We start from the raw sequence: 12134 nt of genomic DNA, 5'->3' as shown, positions 1-12134 counted from the left end.
GGTGAATGATCACCGGCCCGGCGTGCGGGTTACGTCGTACGTCAGCTCTTGAAAGCGTCCTTGATCTTCTCGCCCGCCTGCTTGAGCTTGGCCGTGGACTGGTCTGCGCGCCCCTCGGCCTCGAGCTGCTCGTTGTCGGTGGCCCGACCGGCGCCTTCCTTGAGCTTGCCGGCCGCGTCCTCGCTGGCGTTGTTGATCTTGTCATCGATACCCATGTGCCAACCTCCATTGCGAGCGTCGCTACGACCTCAGCAATACCCCCGCAGTCCACCGCCCAACCATCACCGCCGTCACAATCCGCGATCGGCGGCCGAACGGAACCGGCGCAGACGCAGGCTGTTGGCCACCACGAAGACCGAGGACAGCGCCATGGTGGCACCGGCGATCATCGGGTTGAGCAGGCCGGCGGCGGCCAGCGGCAGCGCCGCCACGTTGTAGCCGAAGGCCCAGAACAGGTTGCCCCGGATGATGCCGAGCGTGCGCCGGGACAGCCGGATGGCGTCCACCGCCGCATCCAGGTCGCCCCGGACGAGGGTGAGATCGGACGCCTCGATCGCCACGTCGGTGCCGGTGCCCATCGCCAGCCCCAGATCTGCCTGGGCCAACGCCGGCGCGTCGTTCACCCCGTCGCCGACCATCGCCACCGACCGCCCCTGCGCCTGGAGCCGCCGGACGACGTCGACCTTGCCGGCGGGCAGCACCTCGGCGATCACCTCGTCGATGCCCACCTCGGCGGCGACCGCCCCGGCCACGGTGGGGTTGTCCCCGGTCAGCAGGACCGGGGTGAGCCCCAGGGCGCGCAGCCGGGCCACGGCCGTCCGGCTGGTCGGCCGGACCACGTCGGCGACCGCGAGCACGCCCCGCGCCCGTCCGTCCCAGCCGGCGACGATCGCCGTACGCCCGGCGGCCTCCGCGTCACGCACGGCCAGATCGACCTCCGGCGGTACGTCGACACCGCGCTCGCGCAGCAGCCGGAGCCGGCCGACCAGCACGGTCCGACCGTCGACCGTGCCGGTGACGCCCAGCCCTTCGAGGTTGGCGAAGCCGGTAACCGGGGGCAGCGCTCCGGCCTCGGCGGCGCCCGCGGCGACGGCCCGGGCGATCGGGTGCTCGGAGGCGGCCTCCACGGCCCCGGCGAGCCGGAGCAGCTCGGCGCGGTCCTCGCCGCTCGCCGGCACGACGTCCACCAGGGTCATCCGGCCGGTCGTCACGGTTCCGGTCTTGTCCAGCACGACGGTGTCGACGCGACGGGTGGACTCCAGCACCTCCGGTCCCTTGATCAGCACGCCGAGCTGGGCGCCGCGACCGGTGCCGACCAGCAGCGCGGTCGGCGTGGCCAGGCCGAGGGCACACGGGCAGGCGATGATCAGCACGGCCACCGCGGCGGTGAACGCGGTGGTCGGACCGGCTCCGGTGCCGAGCCACCAGCCGAGGGTGCCCACCGCGAGGGTGATGACGATCGGCACGAAGACACCGGAGATCCGGTCGGCCAGCCGCTGCACGGCCGCCTTGCCGCTCTGCGCCTGCTCGACGAGGTCGGCCATCCGGGCGAGCTGGGTGTCCGCGCCGACCCGGGTGGCGGTGACGACCAGCCGGCCGCCCGCGTTGATCGTGGCGCCGACCACGCCGTCGCCCGGGCCGACCTCGACCGGCACCGACTCGCCGGTCAGCATGCTGGCGTCGACGGCGGACGTGCCCTCGTCGACGACCCCGTCGGTGGCGATCTTCTCGCCGGGGCGGACCACGAACCGGTCACCGACGACGAGCCGGTCCACCGGGATCCGGGTCTCCACCCCGTCGCGCAGCACCGCCACGTCCCGGGCGCCGAGTTCGAGAAGGGCGCGCAGGGCCGCCCCGGCGGTCCGCTTGGATCGGGCCTCGAAGTAGCGGCCGGCCAGGATGAACACCGTCACCCCGGCGGCCGCCTCCAGGTAGATGTTGCCGGCGCCGTCGGTGCGGGTGATGGCGAAGCGGAAGGGATGCGTCATCCCGGGCATGCCGGCGTCGCCCAGGAAGAGCGCCCAGAGCGACCAGCCGAACGCGGCCAGGGTGCCCAGCGAGACCAGGGTGTCCATGGTCGCGGCGCCGTGCCGCAGGTTGGTCCACGCGGCCCGGTGGAACGGCAGCCCGCCCCAGACCACCACCGGGGCGGCGAGGGTCAGCGAGAGCCACTGCCAGTAGTCGAACTGCCAGGGCGGCACCATGGCCAGCAGAACCACCGGCACGCTGAGCGCCGCCGACACCCACAGACGGGTACGCGGACCCCGCAGCGGGTCGACCGGCTGCTCGGTCGTCGGCGGTGCCGGCAGGGCAGCCGTGTAGCCGGTCTTCTGCACCGTGTCGATCAGGTCGTCCGGGGTGACGCTGTCGACGTACCGGACGGTGGCCTTCTCGGTGGCGTAGTTGACGGTGGCGCTCACCCCGTCCATCCGGTTCAGCTTCTTCTCGATCCGGGCGGCGCAGGCGGCGCAGGTCATTCCCCCGATGGCCAGCTCGATCCGGTTCGGCGCCTCGGGCAGTGGTCTGCTGGTGGTGGTCATCGTCTGGTCCCGTCAGTTGTGCCCGTGGCCGGGGGTGCCGTGCTCGGTCGGCGCCGGCCCGCTCGGAGTGGGGTCGCCCCCGGTCGTGGCGGTGCCGGCGACGACGGTGAACTCGGCGGTGTGCACCCGCCCGCCGTGCCGGAAGTCGAGGTAGAGCCGGTAGCTGCCGGCCGAGGGCACCTCGGCGAGGAAGGTGACCTCCGGACCGGGCCGGGTGCGCCCGTCGCCGGGTGTTCCGTCCGGGTGTACGTGCAGGTACGCGAGATCGCCCCGGCGCAGCGCCACCAGGTGCCCGTACGCGCCCAGGTAGGGCTCCAGGTCGGTGACCGGTCGCCCGTCGCGGCTGACGCTCAGGGTGAGTGACGAGGTGCGGCCGGGCTGCGGCACGCCGGCCAGGGTGACGGTGTAGCCGTCGACCGTGGTGCTGGTGGCCGGGGCGGGCAGCGGCCGTTCGGTCAGCTCACCGGGGACGGTCACGTCCACCCCGAGGGTCAGCGCCTCGCCCCCGGTCGGCGTGAAGTCGGCGAACGCCCGCCACTGCCCCGGGCCGTCCAGCGGGGTGTCGACCCGCCAGGTGCCGTCCGGGGCGAGGTCGGGGTGCACGTGGCGGAAGCCGGACAGGTCCCGCCGGGCGACGATCAGGTGCATCCGCTTGTCGTGTGCCACGTCGTACCCGGTCACCGGACGGCCGTCCGGCCCGCCGATCCGGAAGGCGAACTCACCGGCCGGAGCGGCGACCGGAACGAGCGTGTAGCCACGGTCGGAGACGAGCAGACCGCCGGGAGTCCGGTCAGTCACCTCGTCGTGCGCGGTGGGGCCCGAGCTGTGGGCGACGCCGCCGTCGGGCCGACTCTCGGCGACCGGGGCGGCCGGGTCGACCACCCGGCCGATCCCGTACGCCGCGCCGAAGACCGCCGCGAGACCGAGGGCGAACCCGCCCATTCTGGTCACCGTGTTCATCCCGGGCTTTCCGCTCACGCCTCGACGAGGTCGTAACCGGCCTCGTCGACCGCCGCCCGGACGGACTCCGCGTCCACGGGTTGCTCGCTGGTGACGGTGACCCGGCCGGTGGCGAGATCCACCTGCACGTCGCGCACCCCGGCGATGGCGCCCACCTCGGCGCTGACCGCGCTGACGCAGTGCCCGCAGGTCATGCCCCGCACCTGGAACGTCGTGTCGACCATCGAATCTCTCCCTTCGCCGCCTGCCAGCCTATACCCCCCAGGGGTAAGGCCGAGACAGATCCGTAACCGGTCATGTACCGGTACCCGGTGGGGGTATCGGACACGAGGGACGTTACCATACCCCCCAGGGGTACGCTATCCTCGTCGCCATGACCGCACCCACGCCGATCCGCGGCTACACCGCCAGCAAGGACCAGCTGCTCGCGCGGCTCCGCCGCGTCGAGGGGCAGGTCCGGGGCATCGAGAAGATGGTCGACGACGACCGTTACTGCATCGACGTCCTCACCCAGATCTCCGCGATCCAGGCCGCGCTCGACAAGGTGGCCCTGGGCCTGCTCGACGGGCACGCCCGGCACTGCATGCACGAGGGGGCGGCCGAGGGCCGGGCCGACGAGATGGCCACCGAGATGATGGCGGCCGTCGGCCGACTCATGAAGCGCGGCTGAGCCGGTCAGTCGGGCTCCGCGTCGAGGCGTACCCGGCGGAGCAACTGGGCGTTGAGCGCCACCACGATGGTGGACGCCGACATCAGCACCGCCGCCACCGCCGGGCTCAACGCCACCCCGGCCCAGGCGAGCACCCCGGCCGCCAGGGGCAACGCCACCACGTTGTAGCCGGCGGCCCAGGCCAGGTTCTGCCGCATCTTGCGGTACGACGCCCGGGAGAGCCGGACCACGGCACCGACACCGCGCGGGTCGGACGACGCCAGCACCACCCCGGCGGACTCGATCGCCACGTCGGTCCCCGCCCCGATCGCGATGCCGACGTCGGAGCGGGCCAGCGCCGGCGCGTCGTTCACCCCGTCGCCGACCATCGCCACGGTCAGCCCTCGCCGCTGGAGCTCCGCGACCCGGCTGTCCTTCTCGGCCGGCAGCACCTCGGCGAAGACCTCGTCCACCCCCGACCGGAAGCCGAGATCGGCGGCCACCGACTCGGCCACCGACCGCGCGTCGCCGGTGATCATGGCGATGGTGCGGACGCCTTCGGCACGGAGCTCGGCGATGGCCTGCCGGGCCTCCGGACGCACCTCGTCGGTGAGCGCGAACGCCCCGAGCACGGTGCCCGGCAGCCGCACCAGGTACAGCACCACGGCCCCGCGCGCCGACCATCGGCCGGTCGCCGCCTTCAGGTCGTCCGGGAGCGCTCGGCCCAGATCCCGCAGCAACGCCGGGCCGCCCACCGCGTACTCCGTACCGTCGACGGTGGCCCGCACGCCGCGGCCCGGCAGCGACCGGAAGCCGGTGGCACGCGCCGGGCCGGCGGACCCGGCCGCCGTCACGATCGCCCGAGCCAGCGGATGCTCGCTGTCGGACTCGACGCCGGCGGCGATCCGCAGCGCTTCCTCCCGCTCCAGCCCCTGGGTCGTCACCAGGTCGCTCACCGCGTGCTCACCCCGGGTCAGCGTGCCGGTCTTGTCGAAGAGCACCGCGTCGACGGTCCGCATGCGCTCCAGCGCCAACCGGTCCTTGACCAGGATCCCGCGCCGCGCCGCCAGGGCGGTGGAGAGCGCCACGACCAGCGGGATGGCCAGGCCGAGCGCGTGCGGGCAGGCGATCACCAGGACGGTGACCGTACGGACCACCGCCTGGTCGGGCTCACCGAGCGCGGTCCAGACCGCCAGCGTCACCACGGCTGTGCCGGCGGCCACGTAGAACAGCGCGGCGGCGAACCGGTCGGCCAGCAGTTGGGCCTGCCCACCCGAGCGCTGCGCCTGCGCGACCATGCGCTGAATGCCGGCGAGCGCGGTCTCGTCACCCAGCGCCTCGACCCGGACCCGGATCGCCGAGTCGGTGGCGACCGTGCCGGCCACCACCCGCTCGCCCGTCGACCGGGCCACCGGCCGCGACTCACCGGTGATCATCGACTCGTCCAGTTCGGCGTCGCCATCGACGATCCGGCCGTCCGCCGGCACCCGACCCCCGGGCCGGACAAGCACCACGTCGCCCACCCGCAACGCGCCGACCGGCACCGGCTCGGCCTGCCCGTCCGCCGCCACGCGCTCGGCCTCGTCGGGCAGCAGCGCGGCCAACGCCGCCAGCGCCCCCCGGGCCTGCCCGATGGCCTTCATCTCCTGCCAGTGCCCGAGCAGCATGATGGTGACCAGCGCGGCCAACTCCCACCAGAAGTCCAGGTCGAAGGCGCCCAGGCTGGTGGCCAACGACGCCGAGTACGCCACCGTGATCGCCATCGCGACCAGCAGCATCATTCCCGGCGCCCGGTCCCGGATCTCCCGCACCGCACCGACCAGGAACGGCCAGCCACCCCAGAGGAAAATCACCGATCCGAGCACCGGCCCGACCCAGGAGCGGCCCGGAACGTCCCACCGGAGCCCGAGCCCGTCCACCACCAGGTGGCTGGTCAGCACCACCGGCAGGGTGAGCACCAGGCAGACCCAGAACCGGCGGCGGAACATCGCCGGGTCGTGGCCGGCGTGCTTGTCGTGGCCAGCGTGCTTGTCCTGGCCGGCGTGCCTCTCCGGGCCGGCGTGCTGATCGTGGCCGGCCGGCGTCGCGTGCTGGCTCTGGTCGGCGGCCTGCTCAGGGGCGGGCTCGGACGCGGGCATGACTCCAACATGCCGCTCCGGGCGACGCCGCGCGGGCGGTTCGACCATCCGACACTCCGCCACGACCTGCGACACCCGGTCCGGCTGGCTAGCATTTCCGGCGATGGCCTACCGGACCCCACCGCCCAGTCGGGCACCGGCGCCGCCACGGCGCGGCGCCTCCGCCGACCGGCCGGTCCGACGGCTCACCCTGTGTGATCACCGGGTCGCCAGCCGGCAATCCGATGCGCCCGGCACCGCGTTCGACCGGCGGAGGTGAACCGACCGGCCCGTCGGCACGTACCCCGCACCGGATCGTTGGGAGTTCTCGCATTGGGTTCCGACCACAGCCGTACCGCTCCGCCCGTCCCACCCCGGGTCAGGCGGATCCTCGTCGCGACGGTGGTGCCACTCTTCGTGGCCACCGTCGTCGCCGCCGTGGTGCTCTGGCCACGGGACGGGGCGCCGCAGACCGGCGGCGGCACGGACGCGCCGCGCCACCACGGCACGGTCACCCGGGTGGTGACCGAACCCTGCCCACCGTCGGCCAACCCGGCGGGCACGCCGGCCACCGGGCCGTGCGGGACCGTGGACGTACGGATCGAGGACGGGCCGAGCGCCGGCCAGCAGGTGCAAACGCCAGTCCCCGCCGGGCCCGGCGCTCCGCGGATCGAGGTCGGCGACGACGTCGTCCTGGTCGAGCTGACCGACCCGACCGATCCCGCCACCAGCAGCTGGAACATCGCCGAGCATCAGCGCGGAAAGCCGCTGGTGTGGCTCGCGGTGGTCTTCGCCGCCGCGATCGTCGCGTTCGGCCGGTGGCGGGGCCTGGCCGCGCTGGCAGGGCTGGCCGCCAGCTTCGCCATCCTGCTCACCTTCGTGTTGCCGGGCATCAGCGCCGGCCGGTCACCGCTGCTGGTGGCGGTGGTTGGCGCAGCCCTGATCATGTTCGTGGTGCTCTACCTGACACACGGGGTGACCGCGCAGACCTCGGTCGCGGTGCTCGGCACCCTGGGCAGCCTGGTGCTCACCGGCGTGCTCGCGACCATCGCCACCGCCGCCACCCACCTGACCGGCTTCGGCAGCGAGGACGCCACCACGCTGTCGATGTTCCAGGCCGATGTCGATCTGCGTGGCCTGTTGCTCGCCGGGATCATCATCGGCTCACTCGGGGTGCTCGACGACGTGACCGTCACCCAGGCCGCCACCGTCACCGAGCTGGCGAACGCCAACCCCGGCCTGAGCCGGCTGCAGCTCTACCGGGCGGCCACCCGGGTCGGCCGGGCGCACATCGCCTCCACGGTCAACACCATCGTCCTGGCGTACGCGGGCGCCTCACTTCCGCTGCTGCTTCTGCTCACCGCCGACACCCGCCCCCTCGGGCAGATCCTGACCAGCGAGTTCCTCGCCCAGGAGATCGTCCGCAGCGCGGTCGCCACGCTCGGCCTGATCGCCGCCGTACCCCTCACCACCGGGCTCGCCGCCGTGGTGACCGCGGCCGGGTCGACGCCGGCGCAGGACGCGGCCGCCGACGTCCTGACGCCGCGCCCCCGTCCGGACCGGACGGAGGCGTTGGCCGCCCTCAGCTCCCCGCCAGCGGGTCGGTCCGACGGGCCCGACCCGGAGCGGAGCGCACCCCCATCCACCGCCACCACCGGGTGGCCAGAGCCGAACAGGAGCACGGATACGGCATGGTGACACTCCTCAGCGTGACCAGATCGGGCCTACGCCCTGAGAACCGCGTCACTGGTCACTCAACGCCATGGCGAAATGACGCTTTTAGTCGGCATCAGGACGTAGCTCAGGCGGTGGACTCTCGGGTAACCTCGCTGCCGGTCACCGACGAAGGCGCGCAGCGGCGCCTGCGGTGCCACCGCCCAATCGCCAACCGGCGAGCCGGGGACCCAGGTACGTGGGGTGAATCCGCGACAGCGGTAGGGGCCACTTCCGCCCCGAACCCGTCAGCTAACCCGGTCGGCGGTCGACGGAAGGGAACATTGTGACGGCACCCCTACGCCGCTGGTTGACACCCGTGGTGGCCGTGCTCGCTGCGCTGACCGTGTTCGCCGGGCCCCTCCCGGCCCACGCCGCCCCGACGACCCCCACACCGTCCGGGCACGAAGAGGAAGACGAACCCAAGCTCCTCAACGACGTCATCGAGCAGACCAACCGGGACTACGTGGCGGCCAAGTCCAAGCTGGACAAGTCCAAGAAGCGGCAGCTTGAGCTGGCGTTGCAGGTCGAGCGGGCGAAGGCCGACCTGGAGGCGCTGGCCCCGCAGGTCGGGCAGATCGCCGCCCAGTCGTACCGGACCGGGCGGATCGGCGCGATCGCGATGCTGCTGGAGAGCGACGCCCCGGACTCGTTCGTCCGACGGGCCGCGGCGCTCGACGAGATGAACATGGTCAACGAGAAGAAGCTCGCCGAGGTCAACACGGTCAAGACCCGCGCCGAGCAGGCCAAGCTGGCCCTCGACGCGGAGGTCCGCGAGCAGCAGAAGCAGACCGCCCTGATGGCGAAGGACAAGCGCGACGCGGACAAGGCGCTCGCGCTGGTCGGCGGTCAGGGTTTCACCGGCGGTCTGGTCGACGCCGTCTCGCCGGTCGCCCGGATCGGCCCGGGTCGCACCGCCGACGGCGACTGGAAGGCCGAGTCATGCAGCGAGGACGACCCCACCACCTCCGGTTGTGTCACGCCGCGCACCCTGCACGCGTACAAGGAGGTCAAGCGGGCCGGGTTCAACCGGTTCGTCGGCTGCCACCGCAACGGTGGCCCGTTCGAGCACCCGAAGGGCCGCGCCTGTGACTGGTCGTTGCAGAAGAGCGGCTTCAGCCCGTGGCACAACAACGACACCCGCATGTACGGCAACAACGTCGCCGCGTTCCTCATCCGCAACGCCGACCGCCTCGGCATCTACTACGTGATCTGGAACCGGCAGATCTGGTTCCCGGCGACCGGCTGGAAGTCGTACAGCGGACCGTCGAACCACACCGACCACGTGCACATGTCGCTGCTCTGACCCGGTGCCAAGAAGTCGAGGGCCGTCCCGCAGCAGGCGGGGCGGCCCTCGTCGCGTCAGGCGGCGGAAGTTGCCGGGGCGGTCCGCGTCAGGCGGCGGCGGAAGCTGCCGGGTCGTCCGAGGCGCCGGGCGCGTCGAACGTCGCGGCACCCGCCGGTGCGGGGGTAACCGCGCGCACCACACCGGCGGCGAGCCGGTACGACATGCCCACCACCGCACACCGCCCCTGCGCCACCTCGTCGGCCAGCACGGGCGACTGCCCGAGCAGCGTCTCGACGGTCTGCGCGATGTGGATGTCGACGATGCCGTCGACGTCGTCCACGCCCTCGGCGGTGGCACGTCGCAGGCTGGGCAGCACCGCGTCGACCACCGCGGGCAGGTGTCCCGGCGGCGCGACGCCGGTGGCGGCCGCCTCACGGGCGGCCTGCACGGCACCGCACGAGTCGTGGCCGAGGACCACCACCAGTGGGGTTCCGAGCACCGTCACCGCGTACTCCACGCTGCCCAGCACCTCCGGGCCCGCGGTGTGCCCGGCCGTACGGACCACGAAGAGGTCGCCCAGCCCCCGGTCGAAGATGATCTCAGCCGCCAGGCGGGAGTCGGAGCAGCCCACGATCACCGCGAACGGGTGCTGCCCGTCGGCCACGGCGGCCCGGTGCCCGGCGTCCTGGTTGGGGTGGCGCGGCGCTCCGCTGACGAAGCGCCGGTTGCCCGCGGCCAGCTCGGCGTACGCTCGGGCCGGCTCGGTCGGCGTCGGCGCTCGATCGGCGGCCCGCTGCGGGCCCGGCTGCCCGCCAGGCGTACCGGAACGGCTCATCCCCGCACCTCGTCTCCACGCGTTTGACCTGCTCAAGAGGCTTTTCAGTCGGGCCGGCGGTGGGCGCTGGCTCGGGCTCCACGGTCACACGCACCGCAAGATGCGTCAAGATATGCGTGATTTAGATTTCATACGTTGACCCCCGAACCGGCCCTCCGGCCGTTGGGACCGGGCCGGTCCGTCGGCACCTGGCCCGACCCTCCGGCGGGCACGGAGGTGGGGCGGACAACCGGAGAGGCGGCTCCACCATGACGAGCGCGGCGACGGCCGGAGGCGGCCGGAACTGGACGTTCCTCACCAACCACGGGCATGTGCTGCTGGCCATCGCCCGCGATCCCACCGCGCGGCTGCGCGACGTGGCGGCCGAGGTGGGCGTCACCGAACGGGCCGCCCAGGCCATCGTCGCCGACCTGGAGGCCGGTGGTTACCTGCACCGCACCCGGGTGGGGCGTCGCAACGAGTACACCCTGAACCCCGCCGGCCGGTTCCGGCACCCCGCCGAGGCCGACCGCCAGGTCGGCGACCTGCTCGCGCTGTTCGCCGAAGCACCCGCAGAAGATGTCACGTCCCGGCCTTGACCGTCGTCGGTGCACGTCGGCCTAGAGCGGCGACACACCGGCCCGGACCGGCGTCGTCGCGCCCGCCGCTGAGCGACGTCATCGTTCCCGCCCGGAACGGCGTCGTCGGGCCGCTGCCCGACGCGGTGCAGCGGTAATCTCTGCGGGTGCGCGAATGCCTGCCGCCGAGCGCGACCGAGCCGTCCCGCCGTGCCGTCCGAGCTGTCCTCAGTGGAACGCTGGCGGCCCTGCTCGCCGCCCTGGTGGTCCCCTCCTCCCCCGCGGTCGCGGCACCGCCCACCTGCGGCCCAGCCGGCGAGGACGGTCTGGTGCAGATGCCGTGGGCACTGCGAAGGGTGGATCCGGCCTCGGCGTGGCCGCTGTCCCGGGGTGCCGGGGTGACGGTCGCGGTCATCGACTCCGGGGTCTCCGCCATCCACCCGGCCCTGAAGGGTCAGGTGCTCGAGGGCCGCGACTTCAACAACCTGCCGGCCAACCGGGGGCAGTGTGACCTGGCCGGTCACGGCACGATGGTCGCCGGCATCATCGCCGGCAAGGACGGCACCGGGGTGCCGTTCAGCGGTATCGCCCCGGCGGCGCGCATCCTGCCCATCCGGGTCCTGCCGGACGCCAAGGGCACCAACGACGAGGGGCTGCCCGGGCAGATCGCCGCAGCCATCGACTGGGCGGTCGACAACGGCGCCGACGTGATCAACCTGTCCCTGGTGACCCTGCCCCGCCCCGAACTGGCACAGGCCGTCGAACGCGCCCTCGCCAAGCGGGTGGTGCTGGTCGCCGCCGCCGGCAACCGGCAGGAGACCCAGGAGGACAGGCCCGCCTACCCGGCGGCGTACCCCGGGGTGATCGCCGTCGGCGGCGTGGACGAGCAGGGCGGGCACGTGGGCACCTCGGTCAGCGGCACCTTCGTCGACGTCGCCGCGCCGGGACTGAACATCATCGGCCCGGCACCGGGTGGATCCGGCTACCGCGCCGAGCCGACGGGTGGCACCAGCTTCGCGGCCGCGTACGTCTCGGGGGTGGCCGCGCTGGTGCGGGCCGCCTACCCGGATCTCACTCCGGAGCAGGTCGCCGACCGGTTGGAGCGGACAGCGGACAACCCGCCGCAGGGGCGCAACGCCGAGGTCGGCTACGGCGTGGTCAACCCGTACCGGGCGGTGTCGAGCCTGCTGGGCACCCGCACCAACCCGCCGGTCGACGCGCTTGCCGCACCCGCCCCGGCGGCCGACCCGCTGAGCTGGCAGCGCACCGTCGCGATCTGGGCCGCCGCGGTGGGAGCTCTACTCGCCGTACTGCTGCTGATCACGCGACCGATCGTGGCGCGCGGCCGCCGGCGCGGCTGGCGGCCGGGCCGACGTACCGACGAACCGGTCACCGGCTGAGCGGCCGGCACAGCCCTCGGGACGGTTGGTCCGTGGGACACGTCACGGCGCTGCTGCGGTCGACCGGCGGGTTGG

11 protein-coding genes and 1 riboswitch are annotated in these 12134 nt (G+C 73.3%); of the genes, 5 read left to right on the top strand and 6 right to left on the bottom strand.

Annotated features, from left to right (window positions below; all coding sequences use genetic code 11):
- Positions 1 to 41: 41 nt before the first annotated feature.
- The 4 genes from AB0J68_RS15275 to AB0J68_RS15260 all read right to left on the bottom strand — a co-directional run bounded on the left by AB0J68_RS15275 (position 42) and on the right by AB0J68_RS15260 (position 3724).
- A complete protein-coding gene (locus AB0J68_RS15275) occupies positions 42 to 215 on the bottom strand; it encodes a CsbD family protein (RefSeq protein WP_139583988.1) in 174 nt (57 codons plus the stop codon).
- Positions 216 to 290: 75 nt separating this feature from the next.
- Positions 291 to 2540, bottom strand: a complete 2250-nt coding sequence (locus tag AB0J68_RS15270) for a heavy metal translocating P-type ATPase (RefSeq protein ID WP_363938972.1) — start codon at positions 2538 to 2540, stop codon at positions 291 to 293.
- 12 nt (positions 2541 to 2552) lie between these two features.
- The gene (locus tag AB0J68_RS15265) at positions 2553 to 3500 is read right to left on the bottom strand and encodes a hypothetical protein (RefSeq protein WP_355134622.1); all 948 of its coding nucleotides are present in this window, start codon (positions 3498 to 3500) and stop codon (positions 2553 to 2555) included.
- Positions 3501 to 3514: 14 nt separating this feature from the next.
- Positions 3515 to 3724: a copper ion binding protein gene (locus AB0J68_RS15260; RefSeq protein ID WP_354855548.1), complete on the bottom strand. Its 210-nt coding sequence runs from the start codon at positions 3722 to 3724 to the stop codon at positions 3515 to 3517.
- Between the two features lie 149 nt (positions 3725 to 3873).
- Between AB0J68_RS15260 and AB0J68_RS15255 the strand changes: the two genes are divergently transcribed.
- A complete protein-coding gene (locus tag AB0J68_RS15255) occupies positions 3874 to 4170 on the top strand; it encodes a metal-sensitive transcriptional regulator (protein WP_030329541.1) in 297 nt (98 codons plus the stop codon).
- 5 nt (positions 4171 to 4175) lie between these two features.
- Here AB0J68_RS15255 and AB0J68_RS15250 read toward each other — a convergent pair whose 3' ends face one another.
- Entirely contained in the window at positions 4176 to 6137 is a 1962-nt protein-coding gene (locus AB0J68_RS15250) for a heavy metal translocating P-type ATPase (RefSeq protein ID WP_355066681.1), read from the bottom strand.
- 462 nt (positions 6138 to 6599) lie between these two features.
- Between AB0J68_RS15250 and AB0J68_RS15245 the strand changes: the two genes are divergently transcribed.
- Both AB0J68_RS15245 and AB0J68_RS15240 read left to right on the top strand, forming a co-directional pair.
- The gene (locus AB0J68_RS15245; RefSeq protein ID WP_363938970.1) at positions 6600 to 7964 is read left to right on the top strand and encodes a YibE/F family protein; all 1365 of its coding nucleotides are present in this window, start codon (positions 6600 to 6602) and stop codon (positions 7962 to 7964) included.
- Positions 7965 to 8130: 166 nt separating this feature from the next.
- Positions 8131 to 8261: riboswitch (cyclic di-AMP (ydaO/yuaA leader) on the top strand.
- Between the two features lie 4 nt (positions 8262 to 8265).
- Positions 8266 to 9285, top strand: a complete 1020-nt coding sequence (locus tag AB0J68_RS15240; protein WP_354855546.1) for a hypothetical protein — start codon at positions 8266 to 8268, stop codon at positions 9283 to 9285.
- Between the two features lie 88 nt (positions 9286 to 9373).
- Here the strand turns inward: AB0J68_RS15240 and AB0J68_RS15235 are convergent, their stop codons facing one another.
- On the bottom strand, positions 9374 to 10102 hold the full coding sequence (locus tag AB0J68_RS15235; RefSeq protein ID WP_354855545.1) for a carbonic anhydrase: 729 nt from the start codon (positions 10100 to 10102) through the stop codon (positions 9374 to 9376).
- 248 nt (positions 10103 to 10350) lie between these two features.
- Between AB0J68_RS15235 and AB0J68_RS15230 the strand changes: the two genes are divergently transcribed.
- Positions 10351 to 10680, top strand: coding sequence for a MarR family winged helix-turn-helix transcriptional regulator (locus AB0J68_RS15230; protein ID WP_355066655.1), 330 nt, complete (start codon positions 10351 to 10353; stop codon positions 10678 to 10680).
- Positions 10681 to 10826: 146 nt separating this feature from the next.
- Positions 10827 to 12059 carry a type VII secretion-associated serine protease mycosin gene (gene mycP, locus AB0J68_RS15225; RefSeq protein WP_363938968.1) on the top strand — a complete coding sequence of 411 codons (1233 nt, stop codon included), beginning with the start codon at positions 10827 to 10829 and terminating at the stop codon, positions 12057 to 12059.
- Positions 12060 to 12134: the final 75 nt, after the last annotated feature.

Origin of the sequence: Micromonospora sp. NPDC049580, from assembly GCF_040675595.1 — a bacterium.
Lineage (GTDB): Bacteria > Actinomycetota > Actinomycetes > Mycobacteriales > Micromonosporaceae > Micromonospora.
Note: the sequence above shows the minus strand (reverse complement) of the source record. Positions and strands in the feature narration are given on the sequence as shown.

Coding starts and splice junctions, on each gene's coding strand:
- AB0J68_RS15275 (WP_139583988.1), bottom strand. CDS start 215: ATGGGTATCGATGACAAGATCAACAACGCCAGCGAGGACGCGGCCGGC.
- AB0J68_RS15270 (WP_363938972.1), bottom strand. CDS start 2,540: ATGACCACCACCAGCAGACCACTGCCCGAGGCGCCGAACCGGATCGAG.
- AB0J68_RS15265 (WP_355134622.1), bottom strand. CDS start 3,500: ATGAACACGGTGACCAGAATGGGCGGGTTCGCCCTCGGTCTCGCGGCG.
- AB0J68_RS15260 (WP_354855548.1), bottom strand. CDS start 3,724: ATGGTCGACACGACGTTCCAGGTGCGGGGCATGACCTGCGGGCACTGC.
- AB0J68_RS15255 (WP_030329541.1), top strand. CDS start 3,874: ATGACCGCACCCACGCCGATCCGCGGCTACACCGCCAGCAAGGACCAG.
- AB0J68_RS15250 (WP_355066681.1), bottom strand. CDS start 6,137: ATGTTCCGCCGCCGGTTCTGGGTCTGCCTGGTGCTCACCCTGCCGGTG.
- AB0J68_RS15235 (WP_354855545.1), bottom strand. CDS start 10,102: ATGAGCCGTTCCGGTACGCCTGGCGGGCAGCCGGGCCCGCAGCGGGCC.
- AB0J68_RS15230 (WP_355066655.1), top strand. CDS start 10,351: ATGACGAGCGCGGCGACGGCCGGAGGCGGCCGGAACTGGACGTTCCTC.